Origin of the sequence: Roseateles chitinivorans (genome assembly GCF_050632235.1) — a bacterium.
In the GTDB taxonomy this organism is placed as follows: Bacteria; Pseudomonadota; Gammaproteobacteria; order Burkholderiales; family Burkholderiaceae_C; genus Roseateles; species Roseateles chitinivorans_A.
In genome coordinates, this window is the sequence record NZ_CP192584.1 from 3,100,981 (window position 1) to 3,121,398 (window position 20,418).

Below are 20,418 nucleotides of genomic sequence, written 5' to 3' on the forward strand. Positions count from 1 at the left end.
ACGAACGTCACGAGCCCTTCCACGCGGCGTACACCACGACCGGTTGGGGACGGTGGGGCTTGGGGTTCAGGCGCTTGACGCCTGTGGCCCCATGCCCCAGCGGCCAACGCCCCGGCCGTCGCATGCCAGCGTCCGGCAAAGGGAAAACACCGACCCGCAGAGCGCGCAAACCCCGGGGGTGAGCTTCGTCACGGTGACCTCGCAGGGCTATTCTCGCCCGCTGTTTTCACCGCCGACATCGCCCATGCAACACAGCATCCTCAGCAAGGCCATCACCGTGGCCCTGAGCTTGACCGCCGTCATCGCGGCGGCTCCCACGCAGGCCCAACAGGCCGCGACCACGACCGCCTCCGCCTCCGCCACTTCCGCCGCCGCGCCGGCGCCTGTCGTGACGATGCTGCTGCGCGATCCCGCGGTGTCCGCGCGCCATCTGGCCTTCGTCTACGGCGGCGACCTGTGGATCGCCAACCGCGACGGCAGCCAGCCGCGCCGGCTGGCCGGCCATGCCGCCGGTGAATTCGCGCCGCGCTTCTCCCCCGACGGCCAGTGGATCGCGTTCTCCGCCGGCTACGACGGCAACACCGATGTCTACGTGATTGCCGCGACTGGCGGTCAGCCGCGCCGCCTGACCTGGCACCCGGCCGCCGACCAGGTGACCGGCTGGAGCCCCGACGGCAAGCGCGTGCTGTTCGCCTCCAACCGCGAGGTGCTGAACACGCGCAGCAAGCAGCTGTTCGAGGTGCCGGTGGACGGCGGCTTCGAGCAGAAGGTGATGGAGGCCGTCGCCTACGAGGGCGTGTGGTCGCCCGACGGCACGCGCCTGGCCTACCGGCCCAACGGTGCCGCGTACTCCGGCCCGAGCGGCTGGCGCCAGAGCCGTGGCGGCTCCACGCCGCCGATCTGGATCCTCGATCCCAAGGGCAAGACCTGGGAGCAGATCCCGCACGTCAACGGGACGGACAGCAACCCGATCTGGATGGGCGACGAGGTCGTCTTCATCTCCGACCGCAACGACGGCGCGGCCAACCTCTTCGCGTTCAACACCAAGACCAAGGCGCTGCGCCAGCTGACGAAGGAAACCGTCTGGGACGTCCGCAGCGCCGACGGCCGTGACGGCCGCATCGTCTACGAGGCGGGCGGACAACTGAAGGAAGTCGGCCTCGACGGCGGCACGGCGCGGATCCTGAGCGTCGCGCTCAACGAGCCGAGCAACGAGGCGCGCGTGCAGTGGAAGGACGCCGCGAAGACCATCACCGGCGCGTCGCTGTCGGCGACCGGCAAGCGCGTCGTCGTCAGCGCGCGCGGCGAGGTCTTCTCCGTGCCGGTGAAGGACGGCGTGGTGCGCAACCTGACGCAGACCTCCGGCGTGCGTGAGAAGGATGCGCTGTGGAGCCCCGACGGCCAGCAGGTCGCCTATGTCTCCGACGAGCCCGGCATGCGCCACCAGGTCGTGATCCGAGACCAGCTCGGCGACCAGGCCGCCAACAAGGCCACGCGCAAGCTGCTGCTGCCGGAAGCCGGCTATTACACGCTGCTGGCGTGGTCGCCCGACGGCGCGCGGCTGGTGCTGCAGGACAACCACCTGAACCTGTACCAGCTGCCGTTGAATGGTGCGCAGTCGGGCAAGCTGGCGAAGATCGACACCAGCGAGCGCCGTGCCGGTTTCGACGTCGGCTTCTCGCCGGACGGCCGCTACCTGGCCTACACGGTGGTCGGCAAGAACTTCTTCAGCCAGATCCGCATCGCCGACTTCCAGACCGGTCAGCAGCACACGGTCACCGACGGCCTGAGTCACGCCAACCTGCCGGCGTTCTCGACCAAGGGCGACGTGCTGTTCTTCGCCGCGTCGATCAACTCGGGTCCGGCGCAGGTGGGCCTGGACATGTCCACGCAGGAGCGCTCGGTGCGCATGGGCCTGTACGCGGCGGTGCTGCGCGCGGACGGCAAATCGCCGCTCGAGCCCAAGGCCGGCGACGAGGACAGCAAGGACAAGAAGGCGGACGAGGACAAGAAGGACGACAAGGCCGACAAGTCGGACAAATCGGAGAAGGCCGACAAGGACGCGAAGGACGACAAGAAGTCCGACAAGAAGGACGACGGCAAGGACGTCAAGCCCAAGGTCAAGCCGGTGCGCATCGACTTCGCCGGCCTGAAGGACCGCATCGTGGGTCTGCCGGTGGCGACCGCGCGGTATGACGACCTCGCGGTGGCGGACGACGGCGCGCTGTTCTACGTCGAGCGCAAGCAGCCTGGCGTGTCCATCGATGCCGAGGGCGGCAACGGTGGCAAGGGCGACCTGTACCGCTTCGACTTCGAGGAGAAGAAGGCGAAGCTGGTCAAGCCGCAGATCGAGGGCTACAGCCTGAGTCCGGACGGCAAGAAGATCCTGCTGAATCCGGGCGCCGGCCGCCTGGAGATCGCCGATGCCAAGGAGAAGATCGACACCAAGAGCATCGATCTCTCGGGCCTGAAGACCCGCGTCGATCCGCGCGCCGAATGGCGCCAGATCTTCGACGAGACCTGGTGGATGGAGAAGGAGTTCTTCTACGACCCGAAGCTGCACGGCCTCGATTGGAACGGCGTCTATCAGCGCTACTTGCCGCTGGTGGCGGGCGTGCAGCGCCGCGAGGACCTGAACGACCTGCTCGTCGAGATGATCGGCGAGCTGCAGGTCGGCCACAACCGCGTGGGCGGCGGCGACGTGCATCAGGAGCCGCGTGTCGCGGTGGGCCTGCTCGGCGCGGACTTCAGCGTCGAGAACGGCAAGTACCGCATCAAGACGATCTTCAAGGGCGACCGCTGGGATCCCTACCTGAAGGCGCCGCTGGCGGCACCGGGCCTGGGTGTCAAGGAAGGTGACTACCTGCTGGCGGTCAACGGCCAGCCGGTGGACGGCGCGCACAACCTGTACCAGCAGCTCGAGAACACGGTCGGCAAGCAGGTGCAGCTGACGGTGTCGGCCAACGCGAACGGGCAGGGCGCGCGTCGCGTGACCGTCGAGCCGATCTCGACCGAGGGCCGGCTGCGCCAGTGGGCCTGGATCGACCACAACCGCGAGGAAGTGGATCGCCTGAGCGGCGGCAAGATCGCCTACGTCTACATGCCGGACACGGCGGGCCCTGGCTTCCAGCATTTCAACCGGATGTTCTTCGGGCAGGTCGACAAGGCCGGCCTGATCGTCGACGACCGCCGCAATGGCGGCGGCCAGGCGGCGAACTACGTGACGGAGCTGCTGAACCGCGCCTACCTGGGCAGCTGGAAGGACCGTGACGGCCTGATCTACGACACGCCCGCGGGCGCGATCTACGGCCCGAAGGCGATGCTGATCGACCAGGACGCGGGATCGGGCGGCGACTTCATGCCGTATGCGTTCAAGCGCACGGGCCTGGGCCCGCTGATCGGCAAGCGGACCTGGGGCGGCCTGATCGGCATCTCGGCGAACCCGAGCCTGATCGACGGCGGCTTCCTGGTGGTGCCGTTCTTCCGCTTCTTCACGCCGGAAGGCGAGTGGCGCATCGAGAACGAAGGCGTCGCGCCGGACATCGACGTCGATCTGGATCCGGTGGCGGTCAACGCCGGCCGCGATGTGCAGCTGGAAGCGGGTGTGGCGAACGTGCTCGAACGCCTGAAGACCTGGAAGCCGATCCAGCGCACGACGGCGCCGGCGATGCCGACGCAGGTCGGCAAGTAAGGCAGTTCGCTGATGTGACGCAAAACGGGGCCTAGGCCCCGTTTTTCATGGCGGGTGCGGCGCTCACAACGCCCGATGCCTCGCCGCCAGCGGCGGATTCTTCGCGAAGTAGCGCGCGATGCCGGTCGCCAGCGCCTTGACCAGGTCGTCCTGGTAGTCCGGATCGCGCAGTCTGGCTTCTTCCTCGGGGTTGGAGATGAAGGCCGTCTCCACCAGGATGGACGGCACGTCCGGCGCCTTCAGCACCGCGAAGCCGGCCTGCTCGACGCTGCCCTTGTGCAGCTTGGCCAGCTTGCCGATCTGTCCCAGGACTTCGCCGCCCAGCTTCAGGCTGTCCTTGATCTGCGCCGAAGTGCTCATGTCCAGCATCGCGCGCAGCACGCCGGCGTCCTTCACCACCTTGGTGTTGACGCCGCCGATCACGTCGGCGGCGTTCTCCTTGTCCGCCATCCAGCGCGCGTTGGTCGAGCTGGCGCCGCTGGTCGACAGCGCGAAGACCGACGCACCCCGCGCCTTCGGCGTGATGAAGGCGTCCGCGTGGATGGACACGAACAGGTCGGCCTGCACCCGACGCGCCTTGCGCACCCGCTCGTTCAGCGGAACGAAGAAGTCCGCGTCGCGCGTCATCATCACGCGGATGCGCGGGTTCGTGTTCAGCCGGTCGCGCAGCTTCTTGCCGATCGCCAGCACCACATCCTTCTCTCTCAGGCCCGACGGGCCAATCGCGCCCGGATCCTCGCCGCCGTGGCCAGGGTCGATCGCGATCACGATCAGCCGGTCCAGCTTGGTCTGGCTCATCTCCGGCGCCACCTCCTTCAGCGGCGGCGCGGGCGGTGGCGGGGTGTCGATCTTCGCGATCGCCGTGGCGCTCGCCGGGCGGGACGGCGTCGCCGCGGCGCTCGCGGCCTGCTCCGCCGACGAGGCCGCCGTCAGCGGCCGGTCGATGCGACCGATCAGCTCGCCCAGCGCGTCGTTGACCGACTGCGCCGCGGCGGTCTCGGCGGCTTCCTTGCCGCGCACCAGGTCCAGCAGCGGATCGCGCTCGCGCGTCGGATACAGGTCCAGCACCAGGCGGTTCTGGTAGGCCGCCACCGGCTCGATCGTGAACACCTGCGGCGCCACGGTCTGCTTCAGGTCGAGGACGATGCGCACCACGCGCGGCTGGTTCTGGCCCACGCGCACGCCGGCGATGAACGGGTCGTCCGGCTTGACCTTGCCCAGCAGCTCCTTCAGGCCCGCATTCAGCTCCAGCCCGTCGATGTCGATCACGAGCCGGTCCGGATTCGCCGCCATGAAGCTCTTGGCCGCCAGTTGGCGGTCCGACTCGATGGTCACGCGGGTGTAGTCGCTGGCGGGCCAGACCCGCACCGCGACGATGTTGGCGGCGCTCGCGGCCAGCGCCGGCACGGCGGGCAGCACCGGGAAGCTCAGCACCGTCGCGCCCATGCGGCCCAGCGCCTTGCGGCGGCCGCGTGACGGGATGTCGTTCATGTCTCCGTTCATGTCTGTGCGCATGTGAAGGGAAGCGGTCGCGTGGTCATCAGTCGGACGCGGCGGCGGTCAGTTGTCGATCCAGCTCGGCCAGCAAATCCTGACCCCGCACCGTGCGGGCTTCCGCACGAACGTCGCGGCTGTCGTCCTCGTTGACCTGGAGCAGCAGGCGCAGGTCCGGCGTCGGCAGCATGCCGGCCGCCTTTTCGGGCCATTCGCTGAGCTTGAGCCCCGGCGCGGCGAACAGGTCGCGGAAGCCGGCGTCCTCCCACTCGCGCGGATCGCTGAAGCGGTAGAAATCGAAATGATGGGCCGGGAGACCGGACAGCCCCGGCGGGGCGTAGTCTTCGACCACCGCGTAGCTCGGGCTCTTGATGCGGCCGGTGACGCCGAGCGCGCGCAGCAGATGCCGCACCAGGCTGGTCTTGCCGGCCCCCAGGCCGCCGTCGAGTTCGATGCTCAGGTCCGCGATCTGCGGACAGCGGGCCAACGCCTGTGCGAAACGTTCGCAGGCGGCCTCGTCGGGCCAACGGTACGGGCGGGTTTCTAGAATGCTCAACTGCGATGAATTCCCTGGTCAACACCCCACGGCCCGACGCGTCCTCCCAAGACGCGGCCGGCCCCTCCCGAGACCCCGACGCGCTGCGAGCGCTGATGGTCGAGGTCCGCGCCTGGGCGCTTGAGTCCGGATTCTCACAGATTGGGGTGGCTCACGTCGATCTGAGCGATGCGGAAGCCGGTCTGCAGGCCTGGCTGGACGCCGGTTTCCATGGCGAGATGCAGTACATGGCCGCCCACGGCCTCAAGCGCGCCCGGCCCGCCGAGCTGGTGCCCGGCACCATCAGCATCCTGACCGCCCGCATGGACTACCTGCCCGAGGCCGCCGGCGACGACTGGCAGGACCGCGAATGGGCCGCGATGCGCGACCCGTTCCGCGCGCAGGTCTCGCTGTATGCGCGGGGCCGGGACTATCACAAGGTGCTGCGCAATCGGCTGCAGCAGCTGGCCGATCGCATCCAGGAGCGCGTCGGCCCGATGGGGCACCGGGTGTTCACCGACTCCGCGCCGGTGCTGGAGGTCGAGCTCGCGAGCCGCTCCGGCATCGGGTGGCGCGGCAAGCACACGCTGACGCTGCATCGCGACAGCGGCTCGATGTTCTTCCTCGGCGAGATCTATCTGGACCTGCCGCTGCCGGCCAGCGAGCCCGTGACCGCGCATTGCGGCCAGTGCCGCGCCTGTCTGGACGCCTGCCCGACCGGGGCGATCATCGCCCCGTACCGGCTCGACGCCCGGCGCTGCATCAGCTACCTGACGATCGAGCAGGACGGGCCGATCCCGATCGAGTTCCGCGAGGCGATCGGCAACCGCATCTACGGCTGCGACGATTGCCAGCTCGCCTGCCCGTGGAACAAGTTCGCGCGCAGGAACGCGCTGCCGGACTTCGACTGGCGCGAGCCGCTGGGACACGCGTCGCTGCTGACGCTCTTCGCCTGGGATGAGGCGACCTTCCTCAAGCGCACCGAAGGCTCGGCGATCCGCCGCATCGGCCATGCGCGCTGGCAGCGCAACATCGCCGTGGCGATCGGGAACGCGCTGAGGCAGGACCTGGCGCCAACGCTGCGTGCCGACCTGCTGGCGGCGCTGAACGCCGCGCTGCCCAGTGCGACGCCTGTCGTGGCCGAGCACATCGGCTGGGCGATGGCGCAGGACGCCTTGCCTCGGGACGTGCCGCGGGCCGTCATCCCCCTCATTCCTCGATCGCCTGCCTGAACGCCGCGATGAAGTCCGAGACCGGCTGGGGCGAGCGCAGGCCTTGCGGCTGAACCGCGCGGACCTCGACCGGCACCTCAGGCAGCAGCGTGCGGATGTGCAGGTCGCCGCCACTGGCCTGCGCGGTGAAGGAATCGATGATGGCCGGCCCGAATCCCTGCTCGGCCATCACCATCGCGATGTGGTGCGTCTGCACCGTGATGCCGGCGCGTGGCGACAGCGACAGGCGCGCCCACTGGTCCGCCAGCACGGCGCCCAGCGGGTCGCGCTCGTCGATGCGGATGAAGGGCTCCCGCAGCAGGTCCTGCAGCGCGACAGTCGTGCGCCGGTCCGCGCCCGCCTTGCCCTTCGGCGAGGCGCACACGAGCCGCCCGGTGGCCACGAGTTCATCGGACAGCGCGGCGTGGGACGGGCGTCCGTACACGATGCCGACGTCGCCTTCCTGCAGCAGCATCGCCCGCGCGATGTCGTTCGAATGCAGCGTCCGCACGCTGATCGGCAGGTCGCGATAGCGCCTGCGGAAGGCCTTCAGCGCCTGGGGCAGCGCCTTCACCGCCAGCGAGGGCACGATCAGGATGCGGAAGCCTTGGCCCTCGCCGGTGCCCAGCGCGGTCGCCATGCGACGCACCGATTCGAGCTGCGACATCAGCGCCTGCACCTCGGGGTAGAGCGCCTGCGCCTCGCGCGTCGGCATCAGCCGTCGGCGTTGCCGCGTGAACAGCGCGTAGCCCAGCTGCAACTCGGCCAGCTGCAGCGACTGCGTCACCGCCGGCTGTGTCACATGCAGCAGCTTCGAGGCCGCGCTCACGGAGCCCGTCAGCATGACCGCGTGGAAGACCTCGATGTGCTTCAGGCGCATGGGCGGGGGCGGTCGACGTACATAAGCCCAGCTTATACGAAGCGGTGCAATGCCGATGCTCGACAACGCCGATGGTCTCTATCGTCGAGCCCATGCAAACTTCACTTCTCCCGACCAAGGAAACCGCCATGAAGATGCCCGCTCCCCGTGCCGTCGCCGTGTCCTTCGCCTCGATCGCCTCGATCGCCTCGATCGCCTCGATCGGCGCGTGTGCCCTGACCGCCCTGATCGCCGGGCCCGCCGCGGCGCAGCCCGCGGGCACGCTCGAGAAGGTGAAGGCCTCCGGCGTCATCACCGTCGCGTACCGGGATTCCTCGATCCCGTTCTCCTACCTCGGCGCCGAAGGGCAGCCGACGGGCTTCGGCTGGGAGATCTGCGGCAAGGTCGTCGAGCAGGTGAAGAAGGCCGTCGGCCGCGCGGACCTGAAGGTGGCCACGCAGTCCGTGACCTCGCAGAACCGCATCCCGCTGCTGGACAACGGCACCATCGACATCGAGTGCGGCTCCACCACCAACAACAGCGATCGGGCGAAGCAGGTGGACTTCGCGATCAACTACTTCTACACCGGCACACGGCTGCTGGTGAAGGCGAACTCTCCCATCAAGGGCTTCGCCGACCTGAAGGGGAAGAAGGTCGTGTCCACCACCGGCACGACCAACTTCCAGGTGATGCGCCGGATGAACCAGGAGCAGAACCTGGGCTTCGAGCTGATCAGCGCCAAGGACCATGCCGATGCGGCGCTGCTGGTGCAGTCGGGCCGGGCCGACGCCTTCGCGATGGACGACATCCTGCTGTACGGGCTGCGCGCCGGGGCGCTCAATCCGGCGGACCTCGCCGTCGTCGGCGAGCCCGTGCAGGTCGAACCCTACGCGATCATGGTCCGCAAGGACGATGCGGCGTTCAAGAAGCTGGTCGACGCGACGCTGGCCGGGTTGATGAAGAGCGGCGAGTTCGAGACGCTCTACAAGAAGTGGTTCCAGACGCCGATCCCGCCCAAGGGGATCACGCTGGGCGCGCCGATGAGCCGCGAGTTGCAGGAGAACCTGCAGGCGCTGTCGGACAAGCCCGCGCGTTGATCACGCACTGATCCCGTCATGACGCACATCACACCGCGCCCGGCGCGCGGCGCGGGCGGAGCCTTGCCCGCCGCGCCGGGCATCGTCGGCATCCTCGGCGGCATGGGCCCGCTGGCGACGGTCGACTTCATGCGCAAGCTGCTCGACGCGACGCCGGCGGCCACGGACCAGGAGCACATCCCCGTCGTCGTCAGCAGCATCCCGCAGGTGCCCGACCGCACCGCGGCCTTCCGCGGCGAGGGCGAGTCGCCGCTCGCCGCGATGATCGTCAGCGGCCGGCGCCTGGCCGCGGCGGGTGCGGGCGTGGTCGTCGTGCCCTGCAACACCGCGCACCTGTGGTTCGATGACCTCGAACAGGCGCTGGGCCTGCCGATGATCCACCTCGTGGATGCGGCGATCGCCGAGTCGCTCGACCTCGTGCCCGAAGGCGGCAAGGTCGGCCTGCTGGCGACCGACGCGACGCTGGCGTCGGGGCTCTATCTGAACCGCAGGCCGCCGAGGGGCAGGGCGGTGCAATGGCTGCTGCCGACCGCGAGCGAGATGATCGACCTGATCGAGCCCGGCATCGCGGCGGTCAAGGCGGGGCAGCTCGCGACGGCCGCGTCGCGGCTGGCCGCGGCCGCGGCGCGTCTGCGCGCCCGCGGCGCCGGGGCCCTGGTGCTGGGATGCACCGAGATTCCCCTGGTGCTGGACGCGGCGTCGGCGGGACTGCCGGTGATCGACGCGACGGCGGCGCTGGCACGGCGGGCCGTCGAATGGGCAAGGCGGAGCGAGGTGCCGGACGACGTCGCCTGATCGACCGCGTCCCGCGCCTCGGACAGTCCGGCCTCGCATCGGAACTCCCGAACCTGTCCTCAGGCCACGCCAGGGGTTTCCCGCCCCTGCGACGGGGGCTCTACGTAGTTCCGCTAGGCCGGGCTCCAAGGGGACATACTTAAGCTGTTTCGATCACGTTACCCATTGTTCAAAAGACGAGGAGCCCAATGAACCGTCGCTCGATCCTCCAACACGGCCTGCTGCTGAGCACGCTGTCGCTGTCCTGCGCCGCGGCGCTGGCCCAGTCCTATCCGACCAAGCCGGTGAAGCTGGTGGTCCCGTTCGCGCCGGGCGGCACGACCGACATCGTGGCCCGCGTCGTCGCGCAGCACATCAACGGTCCGCTGGGCCAGACGATGATCGTCGAGAACAAGGCCGGCGGCGGCGGCATCATCGGCGCCAACGACACCGCCAAGTCCCAGCCCGACGGTTACTCGCTGGGCGTGGCCACCGTGTCCACCACGGCCACCAACCCCGCGATCAATCCCAAGACGCCGTACAACCCGCTGACGGACTTCACGCCCATCATCAACCTCGCGGCCACGCCCAACGTGATCGCCGTGCATCCGTCCTTCCCGGCGAAGGACTACAAGGCCTTCGTGGCCGAGCTGAAGAAGAACCCCGGCAAGTACAGCTACTCGACCTCCGGCACCGGCGGCATCGGCCATCTGCAGATGGAGCTGTACAAGAGCCTGACCGGCGTCTTCGTCACCCACATCCCGTACCGCGGCGCGGGCCCGGCGCTGAACGACACCGTCGCCGGCCAGGTGCCGATGATCTTCGACAACCTGCCGTCCGCGCTGCCCTTCATCAAGGACGGCCGCCTGGTCGCGATCGCCGTCGCCGCGCCGCAGCGCCTGGCCGTGCTGCCCAACGTGCCGACCTTCAAGGAACTCGGCCTCGAGCCCGTGAACCGCATGGCCTACTACGGCATCCTGGGCCCGAAGAACCTGCCCAAGGAAGTCGTCGCCAAGATCAACGAGGCCGCCCGCAAGACCGTCGAGATGCCCGAGGTCAAGAAGCGCATCGAGGAGACCGGCTCGATCGTGATCGGCAATACGCCCGAGCAGTTCACCGAGCAGATCAAGGCCGAGTACGCGGTCTACAAGAAGGTCGTCGAGCAGCAGAAGCTCAAGCTCGACTGATTTCGCGCCCCTCCGCGCAGAGACGGGTGTCCGCAAGGACGCCCGTTTTTTCGTCCCTGCGCGCCGACGTCAAGGCCGTCGGAGGGTGCAGATTTCAAATCATGAAAAGAACTTGCCGGGATGCAAAAAACCGGCGTGCTGCAGCGCCGCAAGATTTCTCATCATGGAAGACTCACTCTCACGATCCGGTTTTTGATTTGCAAGTCGTTGATTTGAAAGGTTTAAAAATTCAGTCTTATATAAGACATTGAACGCCACGCCGGAAGGCGGGACGACTAGATTTGAGTCATCGGTTTTGCAACTCTCACTTGATCCACCAGGAGCTCACGATGACGACCTCGACCCGCGAACAACAGATTGCCGCCCTCGAAAAAGACTGGGCCGAAAACCCCCGGTGGAAGGGCATCCAGCGCGGCTACACCGCCGCCGACGTGGTCCGCCTGCGCGGCTCCATCCACATCGAGCACACGCTGGCCAAGCGCGGCGCGGAGAAGCTCTGGAACCTGGTGAACACCGAGCCCTTCATCAACTCGCTGGGCGCGCTCACCGGCAACCAGGCGATGCAGCAGGTCAAGGCCGGCCTGAAGGCGATCTACCTGTCGGGCTGGCAGGTGGCCGGCGACGCGAACAGCAACGGCGAGATGTACCCCGACCAGTCGCTGTACTCGGTGGACTCGGTGCCGAAGGTGGTCAAGAAGATCAACGCCACCTTCAAGCGCGCCGACGAGATCCAGTGGAGCGAAGGCAAGAGCGACATCGACTACTTCGCGCCCATCGTCGCGGACGCGGAAGCCGGCTTCGGCGGCGTGCTGAACGCTTTCGAACTGATGAAGGCCATGATCGAGGCGGGCGCGTCCGGCGTCCACTTCGAAGACCAGCTGGCCGCCGCGAAGAAGTGCGGCCACATGGGCGGCAAGGTGCTGGTGCCCTCGCGTGAAGCGGTGGCCAAGCTGGTCGCGGCGCGCCTGGCGGCCGACACCATGGGCGTGCCCACCGTGCTGCTGGCCCGCACCGACGCCGAGGCCGGCGACCTGGTCACCAGCGACATCGACGACAACGACAAGCCCTTCTGCACCGGCGAGCGCACCGTCGAAGGCTTCTTCCGCACCCGCAACGGCCTGGACCAGGCCATCAGCCGCGGCCTGGCCTACGCTCCTTACGCCGACATGATCTGGTGCGAGACCGGCAAGCCCGACCTGGCCTTCGCCAAGGCCTTCGCCGAGGCGATCCATGCGAAGTTCCCCGGCAAGCTGCTGGCCTACAACTGCTCGCCGAGCTTCAACTGGAAGAAGAACCTGGACGACGCCACCATCGCCAAGTTCCAGCGCGAGCTGGGCGCGATGGGCTACAAGTTCCAGTTCATCACGCTGGCCGGCTTCCACAGCCTGAACTACTCGATGTTCAACCTGGCCTACGGCTATGCGCGCAACAACATGAGCGCGTTCGTGGAGCTGCAGGAGGCCGAGTTCGCCGCCGCCGAGAAGGGCTTCACCGCCGTGAAGCACCAGCGCGAAGTGGGCACGGGTTACTTCGACGCGGTCACCACCACGATCGAAGCGCAGGCGTCGACCGCGGCGCTGAAGGGTTCCACGGAGGACGAACAGTTCTTCGACGCGAAGCACGGCTGATCGCCGCGCCGAAGGCCCTGTCGAGGCGGGGCCGGTGAACCGGAAGGGGCTGCTGGGGAGCAGCCCCTTTTTCGTCCGGGCAGCCTTGGCGCTTGCCCGGCGTGCTCGGCGTACTCGGCGTGCGGCGCTCAGCGCGTCGCCGTCTCCGGGCGCGTCGCGACGCCGTCGCGCTGCCGCCAATCCTGGATCAGGTCGACCACGCCGTCCGGATCGGCCGGCTTGACCAGGTGCACGTCGAAGCCGGCCTCGTGCGCGCGCCGGCGATCGTCCTGCTGGCCGTAGCCGGTGAGCGCGATCAGCAGGCAGTCCGCGCCGCCGGGCAGCGTGCGGAACCGGCGCGCGACCTCGTAACCATCCAGGCCGGGCAGGCCGATGTCCAGCAGCACCACGTGCGGTGCCTGCGCGGTCGCGGCCTCCAGGGCGCTGGGACCGTCGAGCTGCACGGCGGTCTCGAAGCCCGCGAGCTCGAGGAACACCGCCATCGATTCCGCCGCGTCGCGGTTGTCGTCGACGACCATCACGCGGCACGGGCCCTCCTGGTCTTGGCGTTCACCAGGATCGCCGCAGCCGTCATCGGGCATGTCCTGGCCGACCGTCGCCTCGGCGCGGGCGGGTGCGTGGGGCTCCGGGGATGTGGTGCCCGGTGACGTCGGCGATTCCTCGTCCACCGCGGCGGGCAGGCGCACCTCGAATTCAGAGCCTTCACCGGGACCGTCGCTGCGGGCCTCCACCTGGCCGTGATGGAGCTGCACCAGGCGTTGCACCAGCGTCAATCCGACGCCCAGGCCGCCCTGGTTGCGGTCGAGGCCGCGGGGGCCCTGCTCGAACAGGTCGAACACATGCGGCAGCAGCGACGCGGCGATGCCGCGTCCGTTGTCGCGCACGGTGAGCACGAAGGTGCCGTCGTGGCCGCCATGGACATCGCGGCCGGTGGGGGCCACGTCCGTCCGCGCCAGCGTCAGTTCGATGAGGCCGCCGGCGGCGGTGTACTTGCTCGCGTTGTGCAGCAGGTTGGTGACGACCTGGATCAGCCGCGCCGCGTCGCCGCGCACGTGCGCCGGACGGTCGGGCAGCTGCAGGCGGAGCTGCTGGCCCTGCGCGTCGATCAGCGACTGCACCGGCTCCAGGCCGTGGCGCACGATGTCGCACAGGTCGAGCCGCTCGGTCTTCAGCACGATCTTGCCCTGGCTGATCCGCGCCACGTCGAGGAGCTCGTCCACCAGCCGCGTCAGGTGCCGGGCCTGGCGGTCCGTCACCGCGACCGCCTCGCCCAGGCGACGGTCGCGGTCCCGCGCGTCGTCGTCGCGCGAAGGCGGGTCGGCGGGCGCGGCGGACAGGGCACGCATGACCTCGATCGCGCTGCGGATCGGCGCGAGCGGGTTGCGCAGTTCGTGCGACAGCATGGCGAGGAACTCGTCCTTGCGCCGGCTCGCCTCGAGCAGATCGGCCTCGGCCTGGCGGCGTTCGACGATCTCGGCCTGCAGCGCGCCGTACAGCCGCGCGTTCTCGAAGGCGATGGCGGCGCGGCCCGTCAGTTCCTCCAGCGTCGGCCAGTCGGGCGGCTGGTGCGGCTCGGCCAGCAGCAGGCCGCCGAGCAGGCGCTCACCCGCCACCAGTGGCAGCACGACACCGCTGGCCGTGTCGCGGCGCAGCAGCGCGCGCGGCGGCGACTCATCGTCGTCGGCCAGGCCCGAGGGCGCGAACGCAGACGGCGCAAAGGTCGACGGCGCGGGGAGGGCAGCGTCCGATGCCGTCGGCACCATCTGATCGAGCGCGTTGCGCGTGGCGTTGTAGAGCACCTCGGACAGCATCTGCTCGCGGCCCTCGAGGAACAGCGGCGGATCACCGGCGGCGACCGGCGCGTCGCAGCGCAGCACCCGCTCGTGGCCGTGGCCCGCGTCGCGCAGCCAGAGCAGCGCGCGCGAGGCGAAGTTCGGCACCAGCAGGGTCAGCACGCGCCGCATCGCGACGTCCGCGTCCAGCGAATCGGCCAGCTCGCGGCCCGCCTGCGCCAGGAAGATCGAGCGCCGGGTGTTCTCCTCGGCGGCGCGTTGCGCGGCTTCGGCGCGCGCGATCGCGATGCGCTCCAGCGCCTGCTGCCGCAGCCGCTGCTGCATGATGAACAGGTCGACGAAGACCCGCACCTTGCTGCGTAGCACGTCGGGGATGACCGGCGAGAGGATGTAGTCGACCGCGCCCAGCGAGTAGCCCTGCGCCGTCTGCAGCTCGTCCGCATAGGCGGTGACGAAGATGATGGGCGTGTGCGCCGAGCGCCGGTAGCCGCGGATCAGCCGGGCCGTCTCCAGGCCGTCGATGCCCGGCATGTTGACGTCCATCAGGATCACCGCGAACTGCTGGCGCAGCACCTCGCGCAGCGCCTCGCTGCCCGAGCGCGCGATGACCAGGTGCTGGTCGAGGTCGGCCAGGATGGTCTCGAAGACGAGCAGCTTCTCCGGCAGGTCGTCGACGATGAGGATGCTGGCGCGCTCCGCCGCGTCGGGCGTGGCGTAGCCGTCGAAGAGGGCGCTCAGCGGCATAGCCAGCCCCGCAGCACGGTCAGCATGTTGGCGGGATCCACGGGCTTGGACAGGTAGTCCCAGGCGCCGGCCTCGATGCACTTCTGGCGGTCGCCCTTCATCGCCTTGGCGGTGACGGCGACCATCGGCAGCTCGCGCCCGCGCGGCAGGCGGCGGATCTGCTGCATGGTCTCCAGGCCGTCCATCTCCGGCATCATGATGTCCATCAGCACGATGTCGATGGACGGGTCCTCCTGCACGATCCGGATCGCCTCGCGGCCGTTGTCGGCGGAGACGATCACCATCCCGTGCGAGTCCAGCACGGTGGCCAGCGCGAAGATGTTGCGCATGTCGTCGTCGACGATCAGCGCCTTCTTGCCGACCAGCGGGCAGCTGACCTCCTGCGCGTCGTGCAAGGCCTGACGCTCGCCGTCGCCCATGTCGGCCGGCGCGCGGTGCAGGGCCAGCGCCATCGCCGCGATCGCGGCATCGGTCCCGGTGGCCGTGCGCACCGGCAGGCCGTGCGGGCGCGTCCAGCGACGTGCGGCGGCAAGGTCTTCAGACGATTCGGTCGTGCCCGCAGTCCCCGCTGTCGTCCCCGCGGTACCGGCCGTCCCCGTACCGGCCGCGGCGTTCCATGCGACCACCGGCAGCGGCAGCGTGCCGGGCCGCTGCTCCAGCGCATCCAGCACGTCCTGCGGACCGAAGGCGCTCGCGACCGCATCGACCAGCAGCGCATCGACGCCGGGCAGCACCTCGCGCGCCTGCGCCGCGGTCTGCACAAACACCGTCTCGACGTCGCCAGCCAGCGGCGTCAGCAGCGCGAGCCGCTCCGCGCCCTCGGGCATCGCTACCGCCAGGCGTCGTCGCGGACGGTCCAGGTAGCGCTGCAGATCGCGCAGCGCGACCTCGACGTCGTCGCGCGACTGCAGCGGCTTGGCCAGGAAGCCTAGCGCGCCGGCCTGCAGCGCGCGATCGCGGGCGTCGTCGGTGGAGACGACGCACACCGGCAGGTGGCGCATGTCGGGGTCGGACTTGAGCCGGTCCAGCACGCGCCAGCCCTGCATGTCGGGCAGGAAGATGTCCAGCGTGATCAGGCTGGGGCGGAACTCCTGCGCCATCGCGAGCGCGCCCGCGCCGGTCGTCGCCACCAGGCCCTTCATGCCGCCCTGGCGCGCCGCCTCGAGCAGGACACTGGCGAAGGCGAGGTCGTTCTCGACGATCAGCAGCACGCGGTCGCCGCTGCCGATGTCGTCGCGATCGTCCTTGGCGACGTTGGCGAAGACGATGCTGTCGGGCGGCGTGTCCATCTGGACGCGGTGCGCGTCCAGCGGGGTCATGCCGCTGTCGCTGCCGTTATCGCCGGTGCTGTTGCCGTTGCCGTTGGCCCTGCCATTGGCTTTGCCGTTCCCGTTGTCATGGCCATCGCCCGTCCGGGCCGACGGCGCCCGCCGCGCGGCCGCGCGCTGCACGGCGGCCTCGGCGAGTTCAGCGGCGGTGATCGCCGCCGGGGAGTGGGTGGGCAGGTCGTCGCGCTCCTCGTCCGTCGCCACGGTGCCGTTCGAGCCGCCGGAGGTCCCGGACTTGGCCGGCGTGCCGGGCGCGTTGCGCGGCCGCGCATTGCGCGCTGGCGCGTAGTGCTGCGGCAGGTAGAGCGTGAAGGTCGAGCCGCGGCCCGGCGCGCTGACGAGCCGGATCTCGCCGCCCAGCAGCCGCGCGAGTTCGCGGCTGATGGCCAGGCCCAGGCCGGTGCCGCCGTACTTGCGCGAGGTCGAGCCGTCGGCCTGCTGGAAGGCCTCGAAAATGATCTGCTGCTTGTCCGCGGAGATGCCGATGCCGGTGTCCGCGACCGCGAAGGCGATCACCTGGCCGGCGTGGTTGAGCGCCTCGTTGTCGACCGACCAGCCCTCGGCCGCCGCGCTGACGCTGAAGGTGACCTGGCCCTGGTGCGTGAACTTGAAGGCGTTGGACAGCAGGTTCTTGATGATCTGCTGCAGCCGCTTGACGTCGGTGACCAGCGACTTGGGCAGCGGCTGATCCATCTCGACGGCGAAGCCGACGTGCTTGGATTCCGCGAAGTGGCGGAAGCTGCGTTCCACCGAGCGCTGCAGCTCGTCCAGCCGCAGCTCGCTGACATCGACGGCTACCGTGCCCGACTCGATCTTGGACAGGTCCAGGATGTCGTTGATCAGCATCAGCAGGTCGTTGCCGGACGCATGGATGGTCTTGGAGAACTCGACCTGCTTGAGCGTGAGGTTGCCTTCGCTGTTCTTGCAGAGCTGGTCGGACAGGATCAGCAGCGAGTTCAGCGGCGTGCGCAGCTCGTGCGACATGTTGGCGAGGAACTCGGACTTGTACTTCGAGGTCAGCGCCAGCTGCTCGGCCTTTTCCTCCAGCGCCTGGCGGGCCTGCTCGACCTCGGTGTTCTTGCGTTCGACTTCCTGGTTCTGATGGGCCAGCAGCTGCGCCTTCTCCTGCAGCTCGCCGTTGGTCTGCTGCAGTTCCTGCTGCCGGCGCTGCAGTTCTTCGGCCAGCGACTGCGACTGGATCAGCAGGTCTTCCGTCCGCGTGCTGGCCTCGATCGTGTTGATCACGATGCCGATGGATTCGGTCAGCTGGTCGAGGAAGGCCTGGTGGGTGGAACTGAAGCGTTCCAGCGAGGCCAGCTCCAGCACGCCGCGCACGCGGCCTTCGAAGACCACGGGCAGCACCAGCACTTCCATCGCGGCGGTCTCGCTGAGGCCCGAGGCGATGCGGAAGGCCGTGCCCGGCACGTTGGTCAGCAGGATCTTCTCCTGGTCCAGCGCGCACTGGCCGACCAGCCCCTGGCCCAGCGCCAGTTCCTTGCCGTGCGTGGCCAGGCCGCCGGAGGCGTAGCTGGCGATCAGCTTCAGGCGGGGCATCTCGCCGCGCATGTTGAGCACGAAGAACTCGGCCTGCTGCACGCCGACGACGGGCGCGAGCTCGCTCAGGATCAGCTGGCCGACGGTCACCAGGTCCTTCTGGCCCTGCAGCATCCGCGTGAACTTGGCCAGGTTGGTCTTGAGCCAGTCCTGCTCGGTGTTCTTCTGCGTCGTGTCCTTCAGGTTGCGGATCATCTCGTTGATCGTGTCCTTGAGGGACGCGACCTCGCCCTGCGTCTCGACGGTGATCGAGCGTGTCAGGTCGCCCTGCGTCACGGCGGTGGCGACCTCCGCGATCGCGCGCACCTGCGTGGTCAGGTTGGCGGCGAGCTCGTTGACGTTCTCCGTCAGGCCTTTCCAGGTGCCGGACGCGCCCGGCACCTTGGCCTGGCCGCCGAGCTTGCCCTCGACGCCCACCTCACGCGCGACGGTGGTCACCTGGTCGGCGAAGATCGCCAGCGTGTCCGTCATCGAGTTGATGGTGTCGGCCAGCGCGGCGATCTCGCCCTTGGCCTCCACGGTCAGCTTCTGCGCGAGGTCGCCGTTGGCCACCGCGGTCACCACCTTGGCGATGCCGCGCACCTGGCCGGTCAGGTTGCCGGCCATGAAGTTCACGTTGTCGGTCAGGTCCTTCCAGGTCCCCGACACGCCGCGCACCGTCGCCTGGCCGCCCAGGCGGCCCTCGGTGCCGACCTCGCGCGCCACGCGGGTCACTTCCGCGGCGAAGGAGGAGAGCTGGTCCACCATCGTGTTGATGGTGGTCTTCAGCTCAAGGATTTCGCCGAGCACGTCGACGGTGATCTTCTTGGAGAGGTCGCCCGCGGCCACGGCCTTGGTCACGTCGGCGATGTTGCGCACCTGCGAGGTCAGGTTGGACGCCATCGAGTTGACGGAGTCGGTCAGGTCCTTCCAGGTCCCGGCCACGCCCTGCACGTCGGCCTGGCCGCCGAGCTTGCCTTCGGTGCCGACCTCGCGCGCCACGCGGGTCACTTCCGCGGCGAAGGAGCGGAGCTGGTCCACCATCGTGTTGACGGTGTTCTTGAGCTCCAGGATCTCGCCCTTCACGTCGACGGTGATCTTCTTGGAGAGGTCGCCCGCGGCCACCGCGGTGGTCACTTCGGCGATGTTGCGCACCTGGGAGGTCAGGTTGCCGGCCATGAAGTTCACCGACTCGGTCAGGTCCTTCCAGGTGCCGGCCACGCCCTGCACGTCGGCCTGGCCGCCGAGCTTGCCTTCGGTGCCCACCTCGCGCGCGACGCGGGTCACTTCCGCGGCGAAGGAGCGCAACTGGTCCACCATCGTGTTGACGGTGTTCTTGAGCTCCAGGATCTCGCCCTTCACGTCGACGGTGATCTTCTTGGACAGGTCGCCCGCGGCCACGGCCTTGGTCACGTCGGCGATGTTGCGCACCTGCGAGGTCAGGTTGCCGGCCATCGAGTTGACGGAGTCGGTCAGGTCCTTCCAGGTCCCCGACACGCCCTCCACGCGGGCCTGCCCGCCCAGCGAGCCTTCGGTGCCGACCTCGCGCGCAACGCGGGTCACTTCCGACGCGAACGAGCGCAGCTGGTCCACCATCGTGTTGATGGTGTTCTTCAGCGTCAGGAACTCGCCCTTGACGTCGACCTCGATCTTCTTGGACAGGTCGCCCTGCGCGACGGCGGTGGTGACGTCGGCGATGTTGCGGACCTGGTCGGTCAGGTTGCCGGCCATGGAGTTGACGGAGTCGGTCAGGTCCTTCCAGGTGCCGGCCACGCCCTTGACCTCGGCCTGGCCGCCGAGCTTGCCTTCGGTGCCGACCTCGCGCGCGACGCGGGTCACCTCGGCGGAGAAGTCGCCGAGCTGCTCCACCATCCGGTTGATGGTCTTGGCGGTGTGGAGGAACTCGCCCTGCAGCGGCCGGCTGTCGACCTCCAGCGCCATGGACTTGGTGAGGTCGCCTTCGGCCACCGCGCCGATCACGCGCGCGGCTTCGCTGGTCGGGTGGACGAGGTCGTCGATGAGCGCGTTGATGCAGTCGATCTGCTGGCCCCAGAAACCGCGCAGTTCGGGCAGCGTGGCGCGCTGCTTGAGGCGGCCTTCGCGGCCGACGACCTGGCGCAGCCGGGAGAGTTCCGCGGCCATCGAGGCGTTCTGTTCGACCACCTCGTTGAACGCGTCGGCGAGCTTGCCGGCGACGCCGGTCCAGTGGAAGGGCAGCCGCACGTCCGGGTCCCCGCGGCGCAGCGCATGGAGCGCCATCAGCATCGCATTCAGGTGCTCGGCCGGGACCACGGCCACCGCTTCTTCCAAGACGCTCATAGAGGACTCCCGACGGCCGTCTGATCGCGGCTCAACCGAGGGACTTTAGCCGTACGACAACGCTGGCGGGGGCTGGGTTTAGGAGGGCGGGGTCGGGCACGCAGCTTGCCGAGAGGGGTGGTGGACGGACGGCGGAGGTCGCCCGCGCTTGGCCGCGCGCGGACCGCTGTTGCGTCGTGTTGCATTCAGGGAGAAGACTTCGATGTCCGATACATCGCCTCACGA

At 68.9% G+C, this 20,418-nt stretch carries 11 protein-coding genes; 6 read left to right on the forward strand and 5 right to left on the reverse strand.

From position 1 onward, the window contains the following. Positions 1-244: 244 nt before the first annotated feature. Positions 245-3,691, forward strand: a complete 3,447-nt coding sequence (locus tag ACQ859_RS14110; RefSeq protein ID WP_431266302.1) for a S41 family peptidase — start codon at positions 245-247, stop codon at positions 3,689-3,691. Between the two features lie 63 nt (positions 3,692-3,754). Here ACQ859_RS14110 and ACQ859_RS14115 read toward each other — a convergent pair whose 3' ends face one another. After that, on the reverse strand, positions 3,755-5,194 hold the full coding sequence (locus ACQ859_RS14115; RefSeq protein ID WP_431266303.1) for an N-acetylmuramoyl-L-alanine amidase: 1,440 nt from the start codon (positions 5,192-5,194) through the stop codon (positions 3,755-3,757). A gap of 37 nt (positions 5,195-5,231) precedes the next feature. Continuing rightward, complete coding sequence (tsaE, locus tag ACQ859_RS14120; RefSeq protein WP_431266304.1) at positions 5,232-5,741, reverse strand: tRNA (adenosine(37)-N6)-threonylcarbamoyltransferase complex ATPase subunit type 1 TsaE; 510 nt, start codon at positions 5,739-5,741, stop codon at positions 5,232-5,234. A 95-nt stretch (positions 5,742-5,836) separates the two neighbouring features. Between tsaE and queG the strand changes: the two genes are divergently transcribed. Further along, a complete protein-coding gene (gene queG / locus ACQ859_RS14125; protein WP_431266551.1) occupies positions 5,837-6,952 on the forward strand; it encodes a tRNA epoxyqueuosine(34) reductase QueG in 1,116 nt (371 codons plus the stop codon). On the opposite strand, the gene ACQ859_RS14130 is transcribed toward queG, so the two are convergent. Continuing rightward, positions 6,930-7,811 carry a LysR family transcriptional regulator gene (locus tag ACQ859_RS14130; RefSeq protein ID WP_431266305.1) on the reverse strand — a complete coding sequence of 294 codons (882 nt, stop codon included), beginning with the start codon at positions 7,809-7,811 and terminating at the stop codon, positions 6,930-6,932. The two genes, queG and ACQ859_RS14130, sit on opposite strands and share 23 nt — an antisense overlap. A gap of 134 nt (positions 7,812-7,945) precedes the next feature. Here ACQ859_RS14130 and ACQ859_RS14135 point away from each other — a divergent pair, with 134 nt between their 5' ends. The 4 genes from ACQ859_RS14135 to aceA all read left to right on the forward strand — a co-directional run bounded on the left by ACQ859_RS14135 (position 7,946) and on the right by aceA (position 12,476). Then, complete coding sequence (locus ACQ859_RS14135) at positions 7,946-8,887, forward strand: amino acid ABC transporter substrate-binding protein (RefSeq protein WP_431266552.1); 942 nt, start codon at positions 7,946-7,948, stop codon at positions 8,885-8,887. A gap of 18 nt (positions 8,888-8,905) precedes the next feature. Then, a complete protein-coding gene (locus tag ACQ859_RS14140; RefSeq protein WP_431266306.1) occupies positions 8,906-9,682 on the forward strand; it encodes an aspartate/glutamate racemase family protein in 777 nt (258 codons plus the stop codon). 188 nt (positions 9,683-9,870) lie between these two features. Further along, entirely contained in the window at positions 9,871-10,848 is a 978-nt protein-coding gene (locus ACQ859_RS14145; protein WP_431257981.1) for a tripartite tricarboxylate transporter substrate binding protein BugE, read from the forward strand. A 329-nt stretch (positions 10,849-11,177) separates the two neighbouring features. Continuing rightward, on the forward strand, positions 11,178-12,476 hold the full coding sequence (gene aceA / locus ACQ859_RS14150; RefSeq protein WP_431257980.1) for an isocitrate lyase: 1,299 nt from the start codon (positions 11,178-11,180) through the stop codon (positions 12,474-12,476). A 128-nt stretch (positions 12,477-12,604) separates the two neighbouring features. On the opposite strand, the gene ACQ859_RS14155 is transcribed toward aceA, so the two are convergent. Continuing rightward, complete coding sequence (locus ACQ859_RS14155) at positions 12,605-15,013, reverse strand: response regulator (protein WP_431266307.1); 2,409 nt, start codon at positions 15,011-15,013, stop codon at positions 12,605-12,607. Continuing rightward, a complete protein-coding gene (locus ACQ859_RS14160; RefSeq protein WP_431266308.1) occupies positions 15,004-20,193 on the reverse strand; it encodes a HAMP domain-containing protein in 5,190 nt (1,729 codons plus the stop codon). The genes ACQ859_RS14155 and ACQ859_RS14160 overlap by 10 nt, the downstream gene beginning before the upstream one ends. Positions 20,194-20,418: the final 225 nt, after the last annotated feature.

Excerpts from the sequence above, each read along its gene's own strand:
- ACQ859_RS14135 (WP_431266552.1), top strand. The coding sequence starts at position 7,946 with ATGCCCGCTCCCCGTGCCGTCGCCGTGTCCTTCGCCTCGATCGCCTCG.
- ACQ859_RS14115 (WP_431266303.1), bottom strand. The coding sequence starts at position 5,194 with ATGAACGGAGACATGAACGACATCCCGTCACGCGGCCGCCGCAAGGCG.
- ACQ859_RS14160 (WP_431266308.1), bottom strand. The coding sequence starts at position 20,193 with ATGAGCGTCTTGGAAGAAGCGGTGGCCGTGGTCCCGGCCGAGCACCTG.
- ACQ859_RS14155 (WP_431266307.1), bottom strand. The coding sequence starts at position 15,013 with ATGCCGCTGAGCGCCCTCTTCGACGGCTACGCCACGCCCGACGCGGCG.
- ACQ859_RS14140 (WP_431266306.1), top strand. The coding sequence starts at position 8,906 with ATGACGCACATCACACCGCGCCCGGCGCGCGGCGCGGGCGGAGCCTTG.
- ACQ859_RS14145 (WP_431257981.1), top strand. The coding sequence starts at position 9,871 with ATGAACCGTCGCTCGATCCTCCAACACGGCCTGCTGCTGAGCACGCTG.
- ACQ859_RS14110 (WP_431266302.1), top strand. The coding sequence starts at position 245 with ATGCAACACAGCATCCTCAGCAAGGCCATCACCGTGGCCCTGAGCTTG.
- aceA (WP_431257980.1), top strand. The coding sequence starts at position 11,178 with ATGACGACCTCGACCCGCGAACAACAGATTGCCGCCCTCGAAAAAGAC.
- ACQ859_RS14130 (WP_431266305.1), bottom strand. The coding sequence starts at position 7,811 with ATGCGCCTGAAGCACATCGAGGTCTTCCACGCGGTCATGCTGACGGGC.
- queG (WP_431266551.1), top strand. The coding sequence starts at position 5,837 with ATGGTCGAGGTCCGCGCCTGGGCGCTTGAGTCCGGATTCTCACAGATT.